This is a genomic window from Paenibacillus sp. EKM212P (genome assembly GCF_011066115.1).
In the GTDB taxonomy this organism is placed as follows: Bacteria; Bacillota; Bacilli; order Paenibacillales; family Paenibacillaceae; genus Paenibacillus; species Paenibacillus polymyxa_B.
In genome coordinates, this window is record NZ_JAAMNR010000018.1 from 1 (window position 1) to 24,337 (window position 24,337).

The 24,337-nt window shown below is 49.0% G+C and carries 11 protein-coding genes, 2 tRNA genes and 2 pseudogenes; 14 read left to right on the forward strand and 1 reads right to left on the reverse strand.

Features of this window, described 5'->3' with window-relative positions:
- Positions 1 to 96 precede the first annotated feature (96 nt).
- The 10 genes from G9G54_RS24550 (at position 97) to G9G54_RS24595 (ending at position 12,172) form a co-directional block, all read left to right on the forward strand.
- Positions 97 to 170, forward strand: a tRNA-Pro gene (locus G9G54_RS24550).
- A 9-nt stretch (positions 171 to 179) separates the two neighbouring features.
- Positions 180 to 250, forward strand: a tRNA-Gly gene (locus G9G54_RS24555).
- Positions 251 to 988: 738 nt separating this feature from the next.
- Positions 989 to 3,781, forward strand: coding sequence for a phosphoenolpyruvate carboxylase (ppc, locus tag G9G54_RS24560; RefSeq protein WP_165179910.1), 2,793 nt, complete (start codon positions 989 to 991; stop codon positions 3,779 to 3,781).
- A 190-nt stretch (positions 3,782 to 3,971) separates the two neighbouring features.
- Positions 3,972 to 4,538, forward strand: a complete 567-nt coding sequence (gene sigW / locus G9G54_RS24565; protein WP_016818747.1) for an RNA polymerase sigma factor SigW — start codon at positions 3,972 to 3,974, stop codon at positions 4,536 to 4,538.
- A gap of 150 nt (positions 4,539 to 4,688) precedes the next feature.
- Positions 4,689 to 5,312, forward strand: coding sequence for an anti-sigma factor (locus G9G54_RS24570; RefSeq protein WP_013312128.1), 624 nt, complete (start codon positions 4,689 to 4,691; stop codon positions 5,310 to 5,312).
- A 221-nt stretch (positions 5,313 to 5,533) separates the two neighbouring features.
- Complete coding sequence (gene cdaA / locus G9G54_RS24575) at positions 5,534 to 6,367, forward strand: diadenylate cyclase CdaA (RefSeq protein ID WP_013312127.1); 834 nt, start codon at positions 5,534 to 5,536, stop codon at positions 6,365 to 6,367.
- On the forward strand, positions 6,364 to 7,833 hold the full coding sequence (locus G9G54_RS24580; protein WP_165179911.1) for a CdaR family protein: 1,470 nt from the start codon (positions 6,364 to 6,366) through the stop codon (positions 7,831 to 7,833). Before cdaA ends, G9G54_RS24580 begins: the two co-directional genes overlap by 4 nt.
- 60 nt (positions 7,834 to 7,893) lie before the next feature.
- On the forward strand, positions 7,894 to 9,234 hold the full coding sequence (glmM, locus tag G9G54_RS24585) for a phosphoglucosamine mutase (protein ID WP_013312125.1): 1,341 nt from the start codon (positions 7,894 to 7,896) through the stop codon (positions 9,232 to 9,234).
- Between the two features lie 632 nt (positions 9,235 to 9,866).
- Positions 9,867 to 11,699 (forward strand): glutamine--fructose-6-phosphate transaminase (isomerizing), encoded by a 1,833-nt coding sequence (gene glmS, locus G9G54_RS24590; protein ID WP_061832056.1) that lies wholly within the window; start codon positions 9,867 to 9,869, stop codon positions 11,697 to 11,699.
- A 236-nt stretch (positions 11,700 to 11,935) separates the two neighbouring features.
- On the forward strand, positions 11,936 to 12,172 hold the full coding sequence (locus tag G9G54_RS24595; protein ID WP_238808423.1) for a hypothetical protein: 237 nt from the start codon (positions 11,936 to 11,938) through the stop codon (positions 12,170 to 12,172).
- 506 nt (positions 12,173 to 12,678) lie between these two features.
- Here G9G54_RS24595 and G9G54_RS24600 read toward each other — a convergent pair.
- A pseudogene (locus tag G9G54_RS24600) lies at positions 12,679 to 12,849 on the reverse strand (helix-turn-helix domain-containing protein); the annotation flags it as partial.
- Between the two features lie 365 nt (positions 12,850 to 13,214).
- Between G9G54_RS24600 and G9G54_RS25935 the strand changes: the two are divergent.
- The 4 genes and pseudogenes from G9G54_RS25935 to G9G54_RS24615 all read left to right on the forward strand — a co-directional run.
- Positions 13,215 to 13,511 (forward strand): hypothetical protein, encoded by a 297-nt coding sequence (locus G9G54_RS25935; RefSeq protein ID WP_238808425.1) that lies wholly within the window; start codon positions 13,215 to 13,217, stop codon positions 13,509 to 13,511.
- A gap of 715 nt (positions 13,512 to 14,226) precedes the next feature.
- Positions 14,227 to 15,114 (forward strand): annotated as a pseudogene (locus tag G9G54_RS24610) (aminotransferase class III-fold pyridoxal phosphate-dependent enzyme); the annotation flags it as partial.
- Positions 15,115 to 15,577: 463 nt separating this feature from the next.
- Complete coding sequence (locus tag G9G54_RS26100; RefSeq protein ID WP_274597363.1) at positions 15,578 to 15,700, forward strand: hypothetical protein; 123 nt, start codon at positions 15,578 to 15,580, stop codon at positions 15,698 to 15,700.
- A partial coding sequence (locus G9G54_RS24615; protein WP_165179912.1) for a non-ribosomal peptide synthetase occupies positions 15,693 to 24,337 on the forward strand: 8,645 nt, incomplete at its 3' end. The genes G9G54_RS26100 and G9G54_RS24615, both read left to right, overlap by 8 nt.

The window sequence follows — 24,337 nt, forward strand, 5'->3', positions numbered from 1 at the left end:
CGCCCTTAGCTCAGCTGGATAGAGCGTTTGACTACGAATCAAAAGGCCGGGAGTTCGAATCTCTCAGGGCGCGCCATATTTAAAAAAGTATAATATCGGGATGTAGCTCAGCTTGGTAGAGCACCTGGTTTGGGACCAGGGGGTCGCATGTTCAAATCGTGTCATCCCGATACTAATTTGCGGGTGTAGTTCAATGGTAGAACTTCAGCCTTCCAAGCTGATAGCGTGGGTTCGATTCCCATCACCCGCTTACCGATTACCTAGAAGCCGAAAGGCTTCTTTTTATTTTGTCCAGATTACATTTACTTCTATGTATATAAGTTAATGCAGTTATGTCTCCTGTCATGCACAGTTGGGGATGACTTGTGCATATTGTACATAGGCTCTTGTTACTTATGACATCTAGATCCCGAATTTCCCCTCTAGCGTACCCCCGATCTCCTGCAGTAAGGCTAATTTCGTGATCAAATCCTTTGAATATAGGAATCCTATAGCTATTATGGTACGAATTCATGGTGATAACTCTGCATCTGCTCTTGCGTTGTGCACATTCCCCTTTATTTATGTGGGTAAAAAGCGAAGTCTTAAAGAGAAAATGCCCTAGAAACACTGAGGATATGGCTAATTTGTGTATATCTTTGTGGATAGAAGGATAATGGGGTTGACTTTGTCAACAATTAATAAACATATACACATCATGTTGCATGAATTTGCACCTTTAAAACCACACTCTTTATAGGAGACTGTGCATAATGTTTCACGCATCACTAGTGTATACATTCATTTCTATTATCAATTTCATCCTTTTGCATAAAAATCCAATATTTTCTCAAAAAAAGTATTTCAAAAACATGATTTTTTACTGTAAATTTTGCAGCTTTTCATGCGTTTTTATTGTATGATGTTAAGAAAGTGTCAAATTTCGTGTGTATACGTACCTTTGCTACAACTGTATATGGTGTGGAACAGATCAGATGGGGGGAAAAGCATGACTGAGCTTACGTTAACCGCTAACAAAAACCAATCCAACAATCTGCTGCGGCGGGACGTTCGTTTTCTAGGGAATATTCTTGGTGAGGTTTTGGTTCATCAGGGTGGCAACGAACTTTTGGATATCGTGGAGAAAATACGTGAGACAAGTAAATCGTTACGTGCCGGGTATCAACCGGAGTTGTATGAGGATTTCAAACAAATGGTCAGCGGACTGGATACGGATATTCGTCACCAGGTTATTCGCGCGTTTGCGATTTATTTTCAGTTGGTGAATATCGCTGAGCAAAACCATCGTATTCGTCGTAAGCGGGATTATGAGCATTCCGCTGGTGAAGATGTTCAACCTGGTTCCATTGAAAGTTCCGTTCAGGAGCTTAAACAAGGGGGCTTCTCCGCCGAGGACGTTAGCAACTTGCTGAATGAGCTCTCTTTGGAACTGGTCATGACCGCACATCCTACAGAAGCGACACGACGAGTAATACTTGATATCCACAAGCGCATTTCCGAGGACGTCATGCTGCTGGATAATCCGATGCTTACCTTACGTGAGCGGGAACAGGTACGGGAGAATCTGCTAAACGAAGTAATTACGCTGTGGCAGACAGATGAGCTGCGTGATCGCAAGCCAACTGTATTAGATGAAGTAAGAAATGGAATGTATTATTTTCACGAGACCTTGTTTCATGTACTGCCAGATGTGTACCAAGAATTGGAACGATGTTTGGACAAATATTATCCCGAACAAAAATGGCACATACCCACTTATCTGAGATTTGGTTCCTGGATCGGTGGAGACCGGGACGGCAATCCGTCTGTGACAGCTCATGTGACTTGGGAAACGTTACGTATGCAGCGCAAGTTGGCTTTGAGAGAATATCAGCACACGTTAAAGGAACTCATGGGTTACTTGAGTTTCAGCACCAGCATTGTGCGAGTTTCCGATGATCTGCTGGCTTCTATTGAAGAAGACCGTACTCATATTACACTTAAAAAGATGGAAGTATGGCATAACGAAAAAGAGCCTTACCGCATTAAACTGGCATATATGATTGCTAAAGTGAACAACATCCTGGATGAAAGCAAACAGGGTACCAATGAGCGTTATAATTCTGCGGAAGAGCTCATTGCAGACCTAAATGTTATTGACAACAGCCTGCGTCATCATTTTGCCGATTATGTGGCAAACACATATATTCAAAAGATGATTCGCCAGGTAGAGTTGTTTGGATTCCATACAGCTACGCTGGATGTGCGTCAGCATAGTCAGGAACATGAAAATGCGATGACTGAAATTCTGTCTAAAATGAATATTGTATCGGATTACAGTAAGCTATCAGAAGAGGAAAAAATAAATCTGCTGGAAAAGCTGCTGAATGAACCTCGTCCGATTACTTCACCGTATTTAAAATATAGCGATAGCACACAGGAATGTCTTGACGTATATCGTACGATTTATTTGGCTCAGGAGGAATTCGGCAAGCAGTCCATTACAAGCTACTTGATCAGTATGACTCAGGGAGCCAGTGACTTACTGGAGGTTATGGTCTTATCCAAAGAGGTAGGCCTGTTCCGCATCGAGAAGGATGGCACTGTTATCTGTACGCTGCAATCCGTCCCTTTGTTCGAAACGATAGATGATCTGCACGCTGCACCTGATATTATGAGAAGATTGATGAACTTGCCTGTATATCGACAATCTGTGGCTGCGATGGACCAGCTTCAAGAGATTATGCTGGGATACTCGGACAGTAATAAAGATGGCGGTGTGGTTACAGCGAACTGGGAACTTCGGGTCGCTATGAACAGCATTACGGAAGTAGTTAATGAGTTTGGCGTAAAAGTGAAGTTTTTCCACGGTCGTGGAGGTGCGCTGGGTCGTGGAGGAATGCCACTTAATCGCAGTATTTTGGCTCAACCTCCTCATACGATTGGAGGCGGAATCAAAATCACGGAGCAAGGTGAAGTGCTATCATCCCGATACTCGCTTAGAGGCATCGCGTACCGGAGCTTGGAGCAGGCAACATCGGCGCTGATTACGGCTGTGGCATATCATCGTTCCGGGAAGAAGGAAGTGTTTGAGGAGAGCTGGGAGGAGATTATCGCCCGCATTTCCCAAGTTTCACTGGATAAGTATCAGGATTTGATTTTCCGAGATCCGGATTTCTTCAACTTCTTCAAAGAATCTACACCGTTGCCTGAGGTGGGCGAGCTGAATATTGGATCTCGTCCGTCCAAGCGTAAGAACAGCGAACGTTTTGAGGACTTACGCGCCATTCCATGGGTTTTTGCATGGACACAAAGCCGTTACTTGTTACCTGCATGGTATGCGGCTGGAACAGGTTTGCAAAGCTTCTATCAAAACAATGAGGATAACCTTAAAGTGCTGCAAACGATGTTTAGGAACTCTGCTTTCTTCCGGTCACTTATTGATACACTGCAAATGGCAATCGCTAAAGCGGATTTACTGATTGCAGAAGAATACGCTGGGATGTCGGATAACGAAGAGGCCCGGCAGCGTATTTTCGGGCAGATTTCAGCGGAGTTCAAGCTGACATCTGAGTTGATTTTGAAAATAACCGGACAATCCGAGATTTTGGACGACGTGCCGGTTATTCAGGAATCTATCCGGTTGCGTAATCCTTATGTCGATCCGTTAAGTTACTTGCAGGTTCAATTGCTAAGTGAGCTACGGGAGCTGAGGGATCAGAACGGTGATGACACTGAAATGCTGCGTGAGGTATTGTTGACAATTAACGGAATTGCAGCAGGCTTAAGAAATACGGGCTGATATAGTACGGTTGTACGAAAACAGGCAATCGGGTACTCATGGGGTGCCCGATTGTGCGTTTGTATATTGATGGCAGGTGTGCTTGCAGTTAGTAACAATACTACAGTTGATTTCTGGATAAAATTAAACTACGATGAATAATCATAAACATGTAATAAGTAACCCATCAGCAAGTCTGGGGGAGTATAGAGTGGATAATATGGAAAGCCGCTTGGTAAGGCTGGTACAGAAAGGCGATCAGCGAGCTTTTGCGGAGTTAGTCGAGTTATATAAAGATCGGATTTTTCATCTTTCCTACCGGATGCTAGGTAATCGCCATGAGGCGGAGGATCTGGTGCAGGAAACTTTTTTGCGTGTGTATCGTAATTTGGAAAAATATGATCATGGACAGAAGTTCTCAACCTGGATTTATCGAATTGCTACAAATCTGTGCATTGATCGTCTGCGAAGGAGAAAACCTACATACTCACTTGATGCTGAAATGAATGATCAGGAAGGTGTCGATGGGTACGCCATGCTCGCCAGTGAAGAGCTTACCCCTGAGGGGAGTACGCTTCTGTCCGAAACGCAGGCTTTGATTCATGACGCCATTGACAGCCTTCCAGATAAATACAGAACGATTATGGTTTTACGGTACTTGCAGGAGCTTTCCTTACAGGAAATCAGCGATGTGCTCAATCTCCCAGTTACCACTATTAAGACAAGAGTACACAGGGGGCGGGATTTTCTGCGCAAAAAACTGGAGCACAAGCTATAGATCATACGCATAGATTCTAGGAAAAGAGTCTGCATAGATGTTTTTATGAAACATAATGCTCGTTGTAACGTATGTAAGATGAGCAAAGTTTCTAAGCCGGAGCATGTTATGTTGAGAAACACGGAAGAATATTAGAAAGGATTGGCTCATATGGATTGCAAACAAGCCGTCTCTTTTATGCATGACTATCTAGATGGCGACCTGTCTGAGCAGGACAAACATGAGTTGGAACAGCACTTGTTAGACTGCCCGGAATGCCGCATGCGTTTTAAAGAGCTGGAGCGGACGGATGCGATGCTTTACGGTACACGCTATCATCAAGTGCCGTGTGTATCGGATGAGCTGACATTTCGCATTATGAATGCTTTGCCGCCGCATAAAAGACAGACTGCGGTGCCTATGCTGACGTGGGTGAAAAGGCATCCCGCTGTAACAGCCGCTGCCTTCTTCCTTATTGTTATATGCTCAAGCATGGCCAGCTTTTCTAGCACGGACCATCAATTGGTAGTCAAAGGAAGCCAACTGGATCAAGTCGTTATTCAGGGTGATACTGTGATTGTGCCTGAAGGGAAATCCATTGCCGGAGATTTAACAGTGCAAAATGGTGAAGCCCGTGTATACGGTGATGTGGAAGGAAATGTAACTGTGATTGATGGTTCTTATTATCAAGCGTCCACCGCCCATATTGCAGGACAGGTTAAAAGTATTGATCAAACCTTGGATTGGATTTGGTACAAGGTTACTGATTTGTTCGGGGGACCCTCTTCTCCATAAAAGAAGCTTGAAATGGCAAGGACAATATCGAGCGCCTCTTTCCGCTGGAAAAGGCGTTTTTTTGTATATGAAGCTGGCGAATTGTACTGTATTTTACTGATTTTAGCGGTTCTTTTGTCACACAGCTTGCAACGTGAGCCTGATCGTTATAACCTAGATAGAGAGAGCATACTGTGTACATATTACACCCACTCACTACAGAAAATTGCGGGGGCATGCGCATGTTGGATTATTTTGCGGACCTGACTTGGAAAGAGTCCATTAAAGATATTATCGACATTTTGATCGTAACCTATATTATGTATCAGCTTATTTTACTTGTTCGCGGAACGCGTGCAGTTCAATTGTTGAAAGGGATTCTGTTTCTAGTTGTCATTTGGGCGGTTAGCACCTGGTTTGATTTGTATACGCTCAAGTGGTTGATGAACCAGATGTTCACCTTTGGTGTGGTGGCTATCTTTATTATTTTTCAGCCTGAGTTGCGTCGTGCACTGGAGCAGTTGGGGCGTGGAAAATTATTTGGGCGTTCGTCTGCGGATGATGAAGAGATTAACAAGTTAATCGGAGAAATGATTAAGGCGCTGAATTATCTATCACGTAGGAAAATAGGAGCTTTGGTCGTATTTGAGCGCGAGACAGGGCTAAACGAATATACCGAGTCTGGTATCAAGACACAGGCCGTAGTCAGTTCTGAACTGCTAATTAACATCTTCATTCCTAATACGCCTTTGCATGATGGTGCGGTGATTATTCAAAATAAACAGATTGCTTCTGCGGCCTGTTATTTGCCATTATCGGAAAATCCGTTCATCAGCAAGGAGTTGGGAACCCGTCACCGGGCTGCGATTGGGGTGAGTGAGGTAACGGATGCCGTAACTGTCGTGGTATCGGAGGAAACAGGGCAAATTTCTTTGGCCATTAATGGACAGGTCGTGCGCGACATTAAGGAAGAATCCCTAATCTCCAAGCTGTATGAGGAGTTGCGGCCAACACCGTCCTTGAAGGAAAAACGCGGCTCATTCTGGAATCGGAGGGGAGGCCGTGGAAATTCATGATGGACAAATGGATTAACAATAACACGATTTCCAAGATATTGGCGCTTGCGGTTGCTGTTCTGCTGTGGGGAATGGTCCATCTAGATACAGGTACACCTTCATCTACGCTGACCGTTTCTTATAATAATAAAGTGATTGATAATGTGGGCATTCAGGCTAGTGGTCTGGATGATTCAAAATATGTATTGTCTACCATGGATACTGACCATGTTAAGATGGAGGTCAGAGGACAGCGCTCTGTGCTGACTTCTTTTTTCGCGGATAATTATCAGGCAAAGCTAAACTTAAACGGCTTAGGAGCAGGTACTAAAACATTGTCACTCGAACCGGACTTGCCGGATGGAGTGGAGTTGGTGTCTATGACTCCTAACCGTGTTACAGTGACGATTGAGGAAAAACAAACGAAATCATTTAATGTATCTATAGTTCCTAAAGGAAACCCAGATGGGGGACTGCAGCTTGGGAAGCCTGTAATTGCTCCTCAAGCCGTGAAGGTTACCTTGCCTAAAAGCCAGTTGAGTACCGTTACTGCCGTTCAAGGGGCTGTTAATACGGATGGTATCTCAGAAAAGTTTGAACAGAAGCGTGTAAAACTGAAGGCTTATAACAAAAAGGGACAGGAACTTACAGAAGCGGTCATTGAGCCATCCACTGTGTCCGTTGAAATTCCGGTAACTCAGCAGGCGAAATCTGTGCCTGTTAAGATTGTCTATGCTGGAGAGTTGCCAGACGGATTGGCGCTTTCTAAAGTCAATGCAAACGTGAAGGAAGCGGCGGTATATGCATCGCAGGATGTATTGAGCAGCCTCAGCTCTTACGTCACGGCTACATTGGATTTAAGTCAATTCACGGAAGCGGGAACTCGTACAGTTCAAGCTAATTTGGCAGCCCCCTCAGGTTCTGATAAAATCGAGCCAGGGTCAATACAAATTCAGGTGACCGTCGTCCCTTCCAATGAAGTCACAGATACGGAACGGACGCTGTCAGGCATCCCAATCGTTTTACAAGGTGCAGGAGATAAAGCGACTACTACTGTTACAGCACCCGCAGGTAAGACGATGGATGTTACTGTGAAGGGCCCGCAGGATATGGTAAACAATTTAACCAATGATGATATTAGTTTGGTGGCAGATGTAAGTGGCCTCGCGGCTGGTCAACACGAGGTTACTCTGAAAGTAGGCTTGCCTAAATATATTACGCAAGCCGGAAATGCTGGCCAACTAAAGGCAACGGTCAACATTGAGAGCCCTTCTACGCCTGCTGTAACGAATCCGAATGATGAGAATGAATCAAACCCCTCTGGTAGTGGCGAAAAGGGGCAGGAGAGGCCACAGGAGGGGCAAGGCAGTCAAGGTGGGGATTCTGACGCTAAGACCGGGGACAACGCAGCTGCGGAGGATAAAACAAATCCTCATAACGGCGCAGATTCTTCTGCGAATGGAACCTCGGAGAACAGTCAGCCATAACATGTTTTATCTGTAGTAAATAATCAAGATTTATTAGACAAAAAAAGGGAGTCATTTTACATGGGGAAATATTTTGGTACAGATGGTGTACGAGGCGTTGCTAATCAGGAACTTACAGCCGAACTGGCATATAGCATTGGCCGCTGCGGCGGATATGTTTTAGCAGGTAATGTAGAGAAACCGACAGTTGTTATTGGTATGGATACACGGATATCCGGACTGATGCTGGAATCGGCTCTTGTAGCCGGTTTGCTGTCCATTGGGGCTAATGTGGTTCGTCTAGGTATTGTTTCGACACCTGGGGTGGCATATCTCACACGTCAATTGAAAGCTGACGCTGGTGTAATGATCTCAGCATCACACAATCCAGTTGAAGACAACGGCATTAAGTTTTTTGGCGGTGACGGTTTTAAATTGACAGACGAAACGGAATTGAAAATTGAAGAGCTCATGGATGCAAAAGAAGACCAACTGCCTCGTCCGATTGGCGGTGGATTGGGAACGGTTGTTGTAGACGAGCATTCTCGCTACGATTATCTGGAGTTCTTGAAAACAACAATTAGCCATTCTTTTGAAGGGTTAAAAATTGTACTGGATTGTGCTAACGGAGCAGCTTATGAGCTGGCACCGAAGCTTTTTGCAGAACTGGGAGCTGAGGTACACACTATTGGTGCCGAGCCGAACGGTTTGAACATCAATGATCATTGCGGCTCGACTCATCCTGAAAAGCTGAAAGAGGAAGTACGACGCTTGAAAGCAGATATTGGTTTGGCCTTTGACGGCGATGCCGACCGTCTGATCGCGATTGATGAGAACGGGGAAGAGGTAGACGGCGACTATATTCTCTGCATTTGCGGAGATGCAATGAACCGTGCGGGAAAACTCAAGGACAGCACCATTGTATCGACAGTGATGAGTAATATCGGTTTTTATAAAGCTACTGAAAAGCTGGCACTCAAGACTGCAAAAACTGCGGTCGGGGACCGTTATGTGATGGAAGAAATGCGTCGGGGTGGATTTAACCTAGGCGGTGAGCAGTCTGGCCATGTTATTTTCCTGGATCACAATACGACAGGCGATGGCATGCTGACTGGGATTCAGCTGGTAGATACCTTGAAAGCTTCCGGCAAGAAAATGAGTGAGCTAAAATCGCTCATGAAACAGTATCCGCAAGTGCTCGTAAATGTGCGTGTGCAGGACAAACGCAATTACGAAGGGAATCCTGCCATTGCAGAAGCAATTGAGCAGGTGGAACAACAATTGGGCGATAATGGGCGTGTATTGGTCCGTGCTTCAGGCACAGAATCACTTATTCGTGTGATGGCCGAAGGCCCGGATAAGGACGAACTGGAGCAATTTGTCGGTCAGATCGTAGATGTCGTGAAGAAAGAATTAGTTTAAAATTTTGTAAACGTCGGTTGCCTGTGAAAAAGAAGCAGGCAACGGCGTTTGCGGTTATTTACTAACGATTTATGGCCTTCATGGTGTAATTATGAATAAAGTGTCATTGCCAAATGATACTTAGCTGAATATAATATAGGGATGCTGTGACTCAGATAGAGAAAGCGAGGGTTGTAAGGTAACGTAATACAAGCGCCAGAGCTTGATTTTGTGCGGGGGAACTTGGTGGAGAAGCAACGGATTCAGTTGAGATAAAGTTGCTCGCAAATCGGTTCACGACAAAACAAGCTGACGAGGTGAAGGTGTTCGAAACATTCGGCGGGGACCTTCCGGTGAAGCATCGAGCCGTAAACCGGCAGCGGAAAATGAACAGGCAACTGTTTACACAACGCACCGGTAGATGCCTTTATTATTTTATAACCTAAATTATAAGATTCATTTCATGAATGTGCGGCCATCATCATTGGCGTGCGCGGTTTGGGAATTTCGTTACATTCGTGAAGAGATGCCTGTAAATTCTATAGTTATCATTGACAACTTCATAGATGAATGAACTTTATTCCACAATCTACCGCACACGTTAGTCCTGTGATGAGTCGCCTTGTGAAATGATGATCGGGAGGATAACGAATATGTGTGGCATTGTAGGATATATTGGTAATCAGAATACGCAAGAGGTATTGATTGACGGATTGAAAAAGCTGGAGTATCGCGGTTATGACTCTGCGGGTATTGCCGTGTTTACAGATTCAGGATTGCAAGTAGCCAAGGCTAAAGGTCGTCTGGCGAATCTGGAAGCTAAACTGGATGGTACGCCGTTGGTAGGCCATGCAGGTATCGGACATACACGTTGGGCAACGCACGGTAAGCCTTCTGATGAAAACTCCCATCCACATTTGGATGAGAGCCAAAAGTTCTCTGTAGTTCACAACGGAATTATTGAGAACTATCTGGAGCTGAAGGAGCAGCTGATCAGCGAAGGTCATACCTTTATTTCCGAAACGGACACGGAAATTATTTCCCATCTGGTTGCGCGTGAATATAAAGGGGATATCGTTAAAGCAGTACAAAAAGCAATTACCTTTATGCGCGGTGCTTTTGCACTGGGTGTGCTGACAGAGCACGAGCCTAATAAGCTGGTTGCTGTTCGTCAAGCTAGCCCGCTGGTTATTGGTGTGGGAGAAGGCGAGAACTTTATCGGTTCCGACATTCCGGCTATTCTGAAATATACACGCAATGTATTTATTTTGAACGATGGCGAAATGGCTGTTTTGACCAGTGATGCTGTCGAATTAATGACAATCGAAGGCCAATTTATTTCTCGGGAAATGATTCATGTCGAATGGGATGCTGTAACAGCGGAAAAAGGCGGCTATGAGCATTTCATGTTGAAAGAAATTCACGAGCAGCCTAAGGCTTATCGTGATACAATGTTGGGCCGTATCGATAAAGATACTAAAAAAGTTGTTCTTCCTGAGCTGAAGCTGACAGAAGAACAAATTAAAAATATCCGCAACATTCAAATTGTTGCGTGTGGTACAGCTTACAATGCTGGTTTGATTGGTCGTACAGTTATTGAAAGTCTGGCTCGTATACCGGTAGAAAATGATGTGGCTTCCGAATATCGTTATCGTTCACCTATCGTAACACCAGAGACATTGGTGATCGTGGTGAGCCAATCCGGTGAAACTGCTGACACGTTGGCAGCCCTGCGTGAAGCACAAGCAAATGGCGCTCATGTACTGGCGATTACAAACGTAGTCGGTAGCTCCATCGCCCGTGATGCAGATGATGTGTTGGTTACACTGGCAGGACCGGAAATTGCCGTAGCCTCCACTAAAGCATATTCTTCACAGTTGATTGCGTTCTATCTGTTTGGTTTGTATCTCGCTCAAGTGCGTGGCACACAAACAGATGAGCAAGTAGCTCATGTGCTGGCTGCTATGGAATCCCTGCCAGAGCAAGTGGAAGAGATGCTGGGTAAAGCAGATGCGATCAAAGCCTATGCTGAGCAAATTGCAAGCCACAAGCACCTGTTCTTTATTGGTCGCGGTCAGGACTATGCTGTAGTACAGGAAGGCTCCCTGAAGCTTAAGGAAATCTCCTACATTCATTCCGAGGCTTATGCTGCGGGTGAATTGAAGCATGGTACACTGGCATTGATTGAAGACGGCATTCCGGTTATCGCTTTGGTAACACAGGAATCCGTGTTGGAGAAAACCGTGAGCAACATTAAGGAAGTCAAGGCTCGTGGTGCAGATGTTCTTGCGATTACGTACGAAGAGCACGCAGTTGAGTTGCTGAAGTCCGTGGATCAGGTATTTGCCATTCCGAAGACACTTCCAATTCTGTCTGCTGCAATTTCAGTTGTATCTCTCCAATTATTGGCTTACTACGCTTCTCTTGCACTGGGTCATGATGTTGATAAACCACGTAACCTGGCGAAAAGTGTTACTGTAGAATAAGCTTTAAGTTGCTTTTATGACTTTTGTCTGGTGATAAAAAAAGTGTGGAACCAGTAAAAAAAGTCTGGAACTAGTCATTTTACAAACATCAAGAAAGATCCCGATAATATATCGGGATCTTTTTAGCTTAGGAGGGTAATTATGTCTACAATAGGCCAACGAATTCGAACTATTAGAAAACAAACAACTTAAATCAAATAAAGTTTGCAAATATAATTGGAATTTCTCAAGGAACGTTGAGTGAGCTGGAGCAAGATAAATACAGACCCTCTCTTGATATAATTATAGCAATTAAAGAAAACTTCAATTCCCATATAGAGTGGTTAATCTTTGGAGATACGCCTGTATCAAAGAACACTATTTTTAATTTAGCCATTGAAGCTCAGGAATTAGAACTTATTTCTTTGTTTCGAGAACACCCCACGGTATCTGTTTCAGCAAGTTTTTTATACTTGCTCAAGAGCCATACGTGAGAAATGGTTTGAAAGAGCTTTGAAAGAAGGCGATTGGAACCTCAGCATTAGATATACCCCAACGGATCTAAAATCAATTTACATAAGAAATGAATTTGAAGATTATGAAGAATGTAGATTGGTGGTAAAAGAATCATTACAAGGTCTTAACATAGAGACCTATTTACAGAGTGTGCAACTAATGAAACTTGCAAAAGAAATATTGAAAGACTATCCCTAAAAGTAAAACTTCAGCTAACACAAAGTTAATTAAATTGTAAAAGAAGGTGTGAGGCGCTACTTCTTTAAGCGAACTAATGGGTACTAAAATTTTCTATTTACTATATCTTTTCTTTAAAGGAGAGACAAAATGCTCCATTAAAAAGGTAATATTTTTACCGATTAGATTCAAATCTTCTTGTTCTAATACCTGCCCATTTAATTCAATTCGAAAACCAGAATTTAGAAATGATAAAAGATCAAAGGATTTTTTGATTTTCTCGTTATTAAGGTCGGAATGAATTGTATCAATCAATTGAGTCCACACAGTAGGGGAACGTCATTTGATTAGCAATACAAAGTAAATAATCGGTTGTAGCATCAAAAACCTCTGTTAAAGATATTAAATGATTAATTTCAGGTCGTGCTACATTTTGCTCCCAATTAGAAACAACCTGTTTGGTTACCCCGATTTTATTAGCAAGTTCCTCTTATGTCCATTTATGGAGTAGTCTTAAATTTCTACATCGCTGTCCCAAAGTATTCATGAGTTCACCTCTATTGAGAATATCAAATAGGTTTTAACCCGACCCATCTGCTTACTAATTATACCTACTTATAGTCCATATTATAGCTTATTCATACCCTACTGTACCCTACGAGTAGCCTATGAATAGGATACCAAGTAAAATATAGCTAAGAAATATTACTTTGCTATTGTATAAGGCTGTGAGTTGTTATATTCTACATTTGTATTTTGAAGTAAAACTAAAATATATTTTAGGAGTAGAAAAAGGTAACTGAACTTTACTCTGATTTAGTAGTTCTAAAAAGAAGGTGAATAATGAGCAAAATTCGATCAAGTAACTCTATAGCATCTATTCAACGGAAAATCAAAGAAGGAAGAGGTCAAGGCCACTTTTCGGAATATAAACCTTGGTTGACTGTACATGATGTACCTTCAATAGGGATAGTTACTCAAATTCTTTGTTGGAAAAGTGGTCGACTTCACCATTATCTGTCTGAACACTTTGAATTGGCACATCATTACCAAATGGAGTGGTCAGAGCAAGAGATTGATATTCGCGAACAATTTCCTTTATTACCCCTAGATAAAGCCTCTATATTGCACAAAAGTTAGGCATTAAACATCCAACTGACCCCAAGAATAAGCTTCCCATCATTATGACTACAGATATGTTGCTTACAGTAAAACAAGAAGAAAGTATAAAATTTATTGCACATTCCGCAAACCGTAGAGCGCCAATATATCCCCAAGAAGGATGCGGATCGGGCATACGAGATCATTCGAACGATATTGGAACGTCTGGAGTTAACGTTACACCCGACCTAAACGCGAGTATGCAACGGATTTTCCAGCAGAGTATCCAGCTGACATCCAGTCACGTTTCCAGCCAGGCTTCCAGAAATTCGTCAGGTAATCATGTTAAGTTATCGCAAAGCGCAAGGATTCGGAGCACCGACAGAGAATGTCTACAGGGAAGATCTCCCAAATCGGCCGGCACCCCGCCTGAATGTCGACACGCGTCGAATTCCTCGATTGATGGCAAACCATTCCCAGCGTTTCTTCTCCATTCGCTCTTTTTAGGCAAAATATTAACACCATGTTGACCAAATTTAACTGAAGTTTTACTATACATTATTGGAAATTTTGATATAATTCTACCTAGGTCATCTTTCCAATTATGATAGAAAATAGAATTGGATGGTTTTTATACCTATCCAAGCTGTGTGCGAGAGACCAGTCCACTGGCTACCCAGCAAGCCGGCATGCGGAGACCGACAATTGTGGAAAATGACAGCCGAGAATATGTTGATCCATGACGTCAGAAGGTGGGGACCTGTTATATTCTGAGGACGGAAGAGCATATATTGATTTTTTTGCACGTGCCGGGGCACTGAATTACGGTCATAACAACGATTATATCAAGGACCAGGTTCTCGATTACTTGACCTCCGACCGGATTATGCACGGTCTGGATATGTATACAATGGCCAAGCGCGAATTCTTCAAGAGCTTCTCGGAGCGGATCCTGGAGCCGAAGAAGCTGGATTACAAGCTTCAAGTCTGCGGTCCGACGGGGACAAACGCGGTGGAAGCGGCCCTTAAGCTCGCACGCAAGGCGAAGAAGAGAACCGGGATATTCGCATTCATGGGCGGCTTCCACGGCATGTCGATCGGCAGCCTGTCGGCGACAAGCTCCAAGTCTATGAGGGAAGGGGCGGGGCTTCCTCTGGGCGGAGTTACGTTCATGCCGCACCCGAGCGGGGCTTTCGCAGAAATGGATACGCTCGGCTATATCGAGAATATCCTGACTGATTCGCACTCTGGAATCGATAAGCCGGCCGCCAAGGCCGCTCTCGAGTTCCGGGACAGAGCCGCCCTGGAAGCCCAGGTGAAGCAGAAGGAAGAGTTTGTGCGCTCGTTCTTTGACAAAGAAATCAAGCCTCTGCATCCGTCCATCGCCATCCGCGGACTCGGCCTGATCTGGGGCATTGACGTCTCGGGCTTCACGGATGAAGCCGGGGCGAAGCGGATGACGGAGATCAGCTTCGAGAACGGGCTAATCATTGAAAGAGCCGGCAGAGGAGACCGCGTACTAAAGATCATGCCTCCGCTGACCGTCTCGATGGAGCATCTGGCCACCGGCTGCGACATTATCAAGTCCAGTATGCAGCAGGTGATCTCTCAGGAGACCCAGGATCTGCTGGTAACGACCTAAGCTTGGCCAAGCCGGTGGCCGCCCCGGCAAGAGGCACGGAAGTGCCTTCCGGGGGCCGTGCGGCCCTGATGTTAAGATAACGCTTTCACCCTCATGCAGCACCATCGTCACATCTAATCGTCAGGAAAAGCTCACTACCCCGCAGTCGGATCTTTACTTATCCACACCAGGCGGGGGAATATACAAATCGTACATAGAGTGTATCAATATCCCTTAAACATAGGCTTCGACAAAGGCAGCTCCGGTGCCGAATCCGGAGGTACGGCCGACTTCCTGCTGGCCGGCCGGAATCCTACAGCAAGCCTTACATCGATGGGAGGAACATCCCTTGTTCACCCCCAAATCCAATTCCGAAACCCAATGTTAAACCAAAGCCCGTCTTCGGGCGGCTCGTCCGCAGCAAGCATATTGAAGCAGAGGGGCCGGAAGCAGCCGCATCTCTTGCGTAGAACGATGCTCTTTGTTGTCTTTCACGCATGGGAGCCGAGCGGGACAGCTGCTAGGCAGAGGATTGCCGCATGCGATCAACCGGGCAAGCGAAGCGGTGACCTGGCGAAAGCCATTGACATTGTTGTCACATGTTTGAAAAGGCGGGGAGCGAGGCTGGAGCGTTGCTGCGGCATATGCTCCGCCTGATTGCTTTTACCGATGAAGAGAGGGGAACGATCCAGATGGCTTTTGAAAAAGAAACGTTGTTTTGGAACGAAAAATTCGGTAGCGACGATTATACCTTGACGCGGCTGCCTTACAGCAAAGCTTCAAGCTCCCTGGCGCCCATTATGACAACCGTCGGCGGGACGCTTTCGGAGGAAGTGGCGCAGCGCGTCCTTCAAATGAGCAAGGGCGCTCCGCTGGCCACTTTTATGATTTTGCTCGCCGGTGTTCAGTCGCTCTTGCATAAATATACAGGCGCTTCTGACATTCTGGTCGGCATGCCGGTTGTACGGAAACCGACGGAGACGCGCCGATCCGTTAATCATACGATCATTTTGAAAAACTCGCTTTCGGCGGGTGCGACTTTTAAAACGCTTCTGAGCGAGCTGAGGACTTCCTTGCCGGAAGCGATTCAGCATCAACATATTCCGTTCTTGAAAATGACGGAGAAGCTGGACCTGCAATATGCAGACGGGATACCCGTCGTCCATACGCTAGTATCCCTTAAGGAGCTGCATCTGGACGAAATCGGGCAAAACGTGGTCACGGATTGTTCCTTTGAATTCAGCTTAACCGGCGGGACGATACAGCTAGCGCTGTCATATAACGAGCACTTATATGACTCCGAGTTCATGACTCGGGTCGTCGGCCATCTGAATCGCCTGCTGGCCGTGGGGCTTCACGAGTTGGAGCTGGACATCGTGCGGGCGGACATGCTGTCGGGGGACGAGAAATTTCAATTGCTGCAAAGCTTTAACGATACCGAGAAGGACTATCCCCGTGATCGGACGATTCATCAGCTCGTGGAGGAGCAGGTGAAGCGGGTGCCCGAAGCGACGGCGGTTGTCTTTGAGGGGCGGCGGCTTTCGTACGCGGAGCTGAACGAACGGGCGAACCGGCTGGCGCGGACGCTGCGATCGGTCGGCGTGCTGCCCAATCAGCTGGTAGGCTTGATGGCTAGGAGATCGCTGGAGACGGTCGTTGGCATTCTGGCGGTTCTGAAAGCTGGCGGTGCCTACGTGCCGATCGACCCGGAATACCCGGAAGAACGCATCCGCTACATTCTGGAGAACTCGAACGCGCAGCTGCTGCTGACTCAAAGGGAGCTGCAGCAGCAGGTGTCGTTCGAAGGGACCGTGGTGGCGCTGGATGACGAGCAGGCCTACAGCGACGATGGCTCGAACCTGGAGCCGGCCAGCGGTCCGAACGATCTGGCTTATGTCATCTATACATCAGGTACGACGGGCAAACCCAAAGGGGTCATGCTGGAGCATCGCGGGCTGGTCAGCCTGAAACTGACGTTTGCCCATACGCTTCACACGACCGAACAGGATCGAGTGCTGCAATTCGCCAGCCTATCGTTCGATGCGTCGTGCTGGGAGATGTTCAACGCTCTGTATTTCGGGGCGACCTTATATATACCGTCAACCGAGACGGTTTTGGATGATCAGCTGTTCGAACGTTTCATGAACGAGCATGCAATTACGATCGCCACTTTGCCGCCAACTTATGCTGCTTATTTGAATTCAGACCGCCTGCCGAGTCTGAGCAGGCTCATCACGGCGGGCTCCGCCGTTTCAGCCGAATTCGTGCAGCAGTGGAAAGACAAGGTACAGTACTATAACGCGTACGGTCCGACGGAAGCCTCGATCGCCACATCCGTGTGGGCGGCGTCTACGTATGACACCGAACGCAGAGCGATACCGATCGGACGTCCGATCTGGAATCATCGCTTGTATATACTGGGCGCACAGAATCAGCTGGCGCCTATCGGAGTGGAGGGAGAATTATGCATCGCGGGCGTCGGCCTCGCCCGGGGATATTGGAACCGGCCGGATCTGACGGCGGAGAAATTCATCGAACACCCGTTTGAGCCCGGAGAGAGACTGTACCGGACGGGCGACTTGGCCCGCTGGCTGCCGGACGGAAATATTGAGTATTTGGGCCGGATTGACCATCAGGTGAAAATCCGTGGATTCCGGATCGAGATCGGCGAGATTGAAGAGCAGCTTCTGAAGATCGACTCCGTGCAGGAGACGATCGTAATCGCGCGGGAAGGCAAAAGCGGGCAAGAACTGTGCGCTTACCTGGTCGCGGGCCGCCCGCTTACGCTCGGCGAGCTGAGAAGCACGCTGGCGCAAAAATTGCCGAATTACATGATTCCAGCGCATTTTGTTCAGCTTCCGCGGATGCCGCTCACGCCGAACGACAAAATCGACCGCAAGGCTTTGCCCGCTCCGGAAGGAAACGCGCTGACCGGCGGCGCGTACGTAGCTCCCCGCAATGAAGCCGAGCGGACGCTTGCCGATGTGTGGCAGGCGGTATTGAACGCCGATCGCGTTGGGGTAACGGATCATTTCTTCGAGCTGGGCGGAGACTCGATCAAGTCCATTCAAGTATCTTCGCGGCTTCATCAAGCCGGGTACAAGCTGGAAATCCGGGATTTGTTCAAATATCCGACTATCTCACAGCTCAGCCTGCATGTGAAACCGATCGGACGTACTATCGATCAAGGCGAAATAACGGGTGAAACGGCGCTGACGCCGATTCAGCATTGGTTTTTCGAGAGCTCCTTTGCGGACCCGCATCATTTCAGCCAGTCGGTGATGCTGTACCGGAAGGAACGCTTCGACGAAGAGACGGTACGTCAGGTGCTGCAAAAGCTGGCCGAGCATCATGACGCCTTGCGGATGGTGTTCCGCAAGACGGAACAAGGGTTTAGCGCGCGGAACCGCGCGATTCAGGAAGGCGGGCTGTTCACGCTGGACGTGTTCGACTTCAAGGATGCGGAGAATACCGCGCAGGCTGTGGAAGCGAAGGCAACGGACATTCAAGCGGGTATCGATCTGGAGAACGGGCCCCTCGTGAAGGCGGGACTGTTCCGGTGCGCGGACGGCGACCATTTGCTGCTCGCGGTTCATCATGCCGTGGTGGACGGCGTGTCTTGGCGCATTTTGATGGAGGATTTCGCTGTGGGTTACGAGCAGGTCGGCAAAAGCGAGGAAATTCGTTTCCCGGCGAAAACGGATGCGTACCGCACTTGGTCCGAGCAGTTGGCCGCTTACGCGCAAAGCCCGGAGATGGCGAAGGAACGGGCCTATTGGCAGGCCGTGGAACAAATTGCGGTTCCGGCCGTGCCGAAGGATCTGGAGGCGGACGTTACGACGCAGCAGGACAGCGAATCGCTGTTCGTCCGTTTGACTCCCGAAGAAACGGAGCTGCTGCTGAAGCGGGTTCACCGGGCCTACAACACCGAAATGAACGATATTTTGGTAACGGCGCTCGGCATAGCTGTTCGCAAGTGGACGGGACACGAACGGGTGCGGATCAATCTCGAAGGACACGGACGCGAATCGATCGGAACGGATATCGACATCACGCGCACAGTCGGCTGGTTTACGACCAAGTTTCCGGTCGTCCTGGAGCCGGAAACCGACCGGGATTTGGCCTATCAGATTAAACAGGTCAAGGAAAGCTTGCGCCGCATTCCGAACAAGGGGCTTGGGTACGGCGTATGCCGCTATCTCTCCAAATCGGAGGATGGCTTTGTTTGGGGCGCAGAGCCGGAAATTAATTTTAACTACCTCGGCCAGTTCGACGATGATGTCAATCAGGACGAGATCGGCATATCTTCTTATTCCAGCGGCAGCCCGGCCAGCGACCGGCAGGCCCGCAGCTTTGTGCTGGATATCAACGGCATGGTGCTGGACGGCGCTTTATCGCTCGATCTCAGCTACAGCCGGAAGCAGTATCGCAAGGAAACGATGGAAGCCTTCGCTCAGCGGCTTGAGCAAAGTCTCCGAGAGCTCATTACCCACTGCGCAGGCAAAGAAAACACCGAATTGACGCCGAGCGACGTGCAATTTAAAGGCTTGACCATCGCGGAATTGGAGCAAATCGCCCAGCGCTCGGGCCATCTCGGGGAAATCGAAAATATTTACTCGCTTACGCCGATGCAGAAGGGCATGTGGTTCCACAGCGCGCTTGACCGGCAAACGGCCGCTTACTTCGAGCAGACGCGGTTTACGATGCGGGGAGCGCTCGACGTCCAGCTTTTCGAGAGGAGCTGGATGGAGCTTGCGAAACGTCATCTGGTGCTGCGGGCGAATTTTGTGAAAGGACCGGCGGGGGAGCCGCTGCAAATCATATACCGCGACAAGCCGGTCGGCTTTGAATATGAAGAGCTGCTTCATTTGCAGGCGGACGAGAAACAAGCGTATTTGGATAAAAAGGCCGAGGATGACAAGCTTCGCGGCTTCGACATGGAACATGACGCGCTCGTTCGGGTTACGATCCTACGCACCGAAGAGCAAAGCTATCATGTGCTGTGGAGTTTCCAGCATATTTTGATGGACGGCTGGTGCCTGCCGCAGCTGACGCAGGAGTTGTTTGAGACGTACTCGGCCTTGGCATCCGGCAAGCAGCCGGCGGGAGATAAGGGATCGGATTATGGCGCTTATATCGAATGGTTGGAGAAACAGGACGATCAGGCGGCATCCGGCTATTGGACGGCATTCCTGGCAGGTTATGAAGGGCAAACCGTACTCCCGGGACAAAAGGAACCGGCGCCAAACGGCAGATTTACGGCTGATCACGTCACCGCCGAGCTGGGCAAGGACTTGAGCGAGCGGATGGACCGGGTGGCGAAACAGCGCCTGGTTACGGTCAATACGTTGCTGCAAGCCGCTTGGGGCGTGATGCTGCAAAAATATAACGGAACAAACGATGCCGTATTCGGCAGCGTCGTGGCCGGAAGACCGGCGGAAATCCCGGGCATCGAGTCCATGATTGGGCTGTTCATCAATACGGTGCCGGTCCGCGTCACGAGCGAAGCGGACACCGTGTTCGCCGACCTGATGGCGAAGCTCCAAGAGCGGGCGCTGGAGTCCGGGCGTTATGATTACTATCCGCTGTATGAAATTCAAGCCCGCAGCGTGCAAAAGCAGAACCTGATCAACCATATCATCGCTTTTGAGAACTATCCGGTGGACGAGCAGATGGAGCAGGCGGGCGACCAGCAGCACGGCGACCTGACGATCGCTGACGTTCAGATGGAGGAGCAGACGAACTATAACTTCAACGTGACCGTGGTGCCGGGAGTCGAGATCGAAATTCGATTCGACTTTAACGCCGAAGTGTTCGATAAAGACAGCATCGAGTTGCTCAAGGGGCATCTCGTCCATCTGCTGGAGCAGGTGACGGATAACCCGGAAATTACCGTGGGCGAGCTGGAACTTGTGACGGAGGCGGAAAAGGCCGACCTTCTCGGACGTTTTAACGACACCACCACGGAATTTCCGCGCGGGAAGACGCTCATTCAATTGTTCGAAGAGCAGGCGGAGCGCATCCCGGATGCAGCCGCCATCTCCTTGAATGAGCAAGAGCTGACCTACCGCGAGCTGAACGAACGCGTCAACCGCCTTGCCCGTACCTTGCGTAGCCACGGGATATCCAAAGGCCGTCTGGTCGCCATTATGGCTGAGCGTTCCATCGAAATGGTGGTGGGCATGCTGGCGGCACACAAAGCCGGAGCGGCTTACGTACCGATTGACCCGGAATATCCCGAGGAGCGTATCCGTTTCTTGATTGAGGATTCGGGAGCGCAGGTCATGCTGACGCAAAGCCGCTTGCGCGAGCGTCTGGCGGGTTCGGACTCCGTGATCTTACTGGATGACGAGTCCTTCTATCACGAGGACGGCACAAATCTAAATCCGGGCACCGAAGCGACGGATCTGGCCTGCGTCATCTATACGTCAGGCACGACAGGCAAGCCGAAAGGCAACCTTGTTTCGCACCGCAACATCGTGCGGATCGTGCGAAATACGAATTATATCGACATCACCGAACGGGATCATGTCCTCCAGCTTTCGAGCTATTCGTTCGACGGAGCGATTTTCGATATTTTCGGCGCTTTGACCAACGGGGCGCGGCTGGTGCTGGTTCCCCGCGAGACTTTGCTGGAAATCGTCCGGCTGGCGGATCTCATCCAGCGTGAGCGCATCTCGGTCATGCTGATTACGACGGCTTTCTTCAACGTCCTTGTAGATGTGAACGTCGATTGCCTGCGGGATGTCCGGGCGATTTTGTTCGGAGGAGAGCGAGTGTCGGTCGGACATGTGCGTAAAGCGCTCGCCCATATCGGACCGGGCAGGCTCAACCACCTGTACGGCCCGTCGGAAAGCACGGTTTATACCACGTACCTTCCGGTCGACTTCGTCGATGAGTCGGCGGTTACCGTACCCATCGGACGGCCGATCAGTAATACGAAGGTGTATATCGTCGACAGCCGGAATAAGCTTCTGCCGATCGGCGTGGCCGGGGAGCTTTGCGTCGGCGGAGAAGGCTTGGTACGGGGCTACAATAACCGGCCGGAGCTGACGGCGGAGAAATTTGTGGACAATCCGTTTGTGCTGGGAGAGCGCATGTACCGGACGGGGGATTTGGCGAAATGGCTGCCGGACGGCACGATCGAATACGTGGGACGGACCGACGACCAAGTGAAAATCCGCGGCTTCCGCATTGAGTTGGGCGAGATCGAGGCTCAGCTTCAGAAAGTGGAGGGAATTCGGAAAGCGACGGTATTCGCGAGGGAAGACGCCTCCGGCGAGAAGCAGCTTTGCGCCTATTATGAAGCGGACCGCGAGCTTCCGGCGGCCGAGCTGAAGAGCGTACTTTCCCAGGAACTGCCGGCCTATATGATTCCGGCGTACCTGATCCAGTTGGAGCGGCTCCCGCTGACGACGAACGGCAAGGTCGACCGCCGATCACTCCCGGCGCCGGAGGAGAGCTTGCAGCCGGGCGAAGAACGTACTCCGCCTCGGACTCCGCTGGAAGCCAGCTTGGCGGGAATTTGGAAAAGCGTGCTCGGACTGGAGCACATCGGGGTTCATGACAACTTCTTCGACCTGGGCGGCCATTCCCTGCGGGCGACGACACTGGTGAGCAAGGTGCATCAGGAGCTGAACGTCGAGCTGCCTCTGCGCGACGTATTCCGCTACTCGACGATCGAAGAGATGGCTCTCGCCATCTCCCGGATCGAAGAGCAGTCGTTCTCGTCGATTCCGCTGGTGGGCGCAAGAGTATATTATCCGCTTTCCTCAGCTCAGAAGCGGCTGTTTATCCTGAATCAGCTGGAAGGGGCCGATCAGAGCTACAACATGCCGGGCGTGCTGCTGCTGGAAGGATCGATTGACCGGAGCCTGCTGGAGAAGGCTTTCCGCGGACTGATCGCACGGCACGAAACGCTGCGAACCGGCTTTGAGATCGTACAAGGCGAAGCTGTACAGCGCATTTACGAGAGCGTCGACTTTGCCGTCGAGTACTGTCATGTGAGCGAGGAAGAAGCGCCCGAAGTCGTGCAGGCCTTCATCCGGCCTTTCGACTTGGCGAAGCCTCCGCTGCTGCGGGTGGAGCTCGTAGAGCTGGCAGCCGAACGTTATTTGCTGATGTTCGACATGCACCATATCGTCTCCGACGGGGTTTCGATGGACGTGTTAGTCGAGGAACTCGTTCGTATGTACGGCGGCGAGTCATTAGAGCCTTTGCGCATTCAATACAAGGACTATGCGGTATGGCAGCAGTCGGACGAGCAAAAAGTGCAGTTGAAACGCGAGGAAGCTTACTGGCTGGACCGTTACCGGGGCGAGCTGCCGGTTCTGGAAATGCCGACGGACTATCCGCGTCCTGCCGTGCAGAGCTTTGAGGGACAAACGCTGACGTCCTTCGTGGACGAGGCAACGAACGAAGGCTTGAAGCAGCTGGCCGCTCAAAGAGGAACGACGCTGTATATGGTGCTGCTTGCGGCATATACCGTGCTTTTGCAAAAATACACAGGTCAGGACGATTTGATCGTCGGAACGTCGATTGCGGGCAGAACGCACGGAGACACGCAGCCATTGATCGGAATGTTCGTCAATACGCTGGCGCTCCGCAATTATCCGGCTTCGGAGAAGACCTTCCTGTCGTATCTGGAAGAAGTGAAAGAAACGACCTTAGGCGCTTATGAGCATCAGAATTATCCGTTCGAAGAGCTCGTTGATAAAGTGCAGGTCAGCCGGGATTTGAGCCGCAACCCGCTGTTTGACACGATGTTCTCCCTGCAAAACTTGGAGGATAAAGAGTTTGAGTTGGAAGGGCTGAAATTGTCCCCGTACCCTAGCGAATACGGCACGGCCAAGTTCGACCTGAGTGTGGATGTTACGGAAGAAAACGGCGGCCTGGAGTGCAGCTTTGAATTCGCAACGGCTCTTTATAAAGAAAGCACGATCCGGCGGCTGTCGACTCATTTCGGACATTTGCTTGCGGCGATTGTAAGCCGTCCGGATGCGAAGATCGCCGAGCTGAACTTGTTGACGGCAGAGGAAAAAGAACAAATTCTCGGCGCGTTCAATCCGGCGCAGCCGGAAGCGGCTCCTGTGGCGGCGTTCCACCGGCTGTTCGAGGAACAGGCGGAGCACACGCCGAAAGCGGCGGCCGTCGTGTATGAGAACGAGCGGCTGACGTATGCGGAGCTGAACGAGCGGGCGAACCGCTTGGCGGCCACGCTGCGCGCAAGCGGCATCGGCCGGGA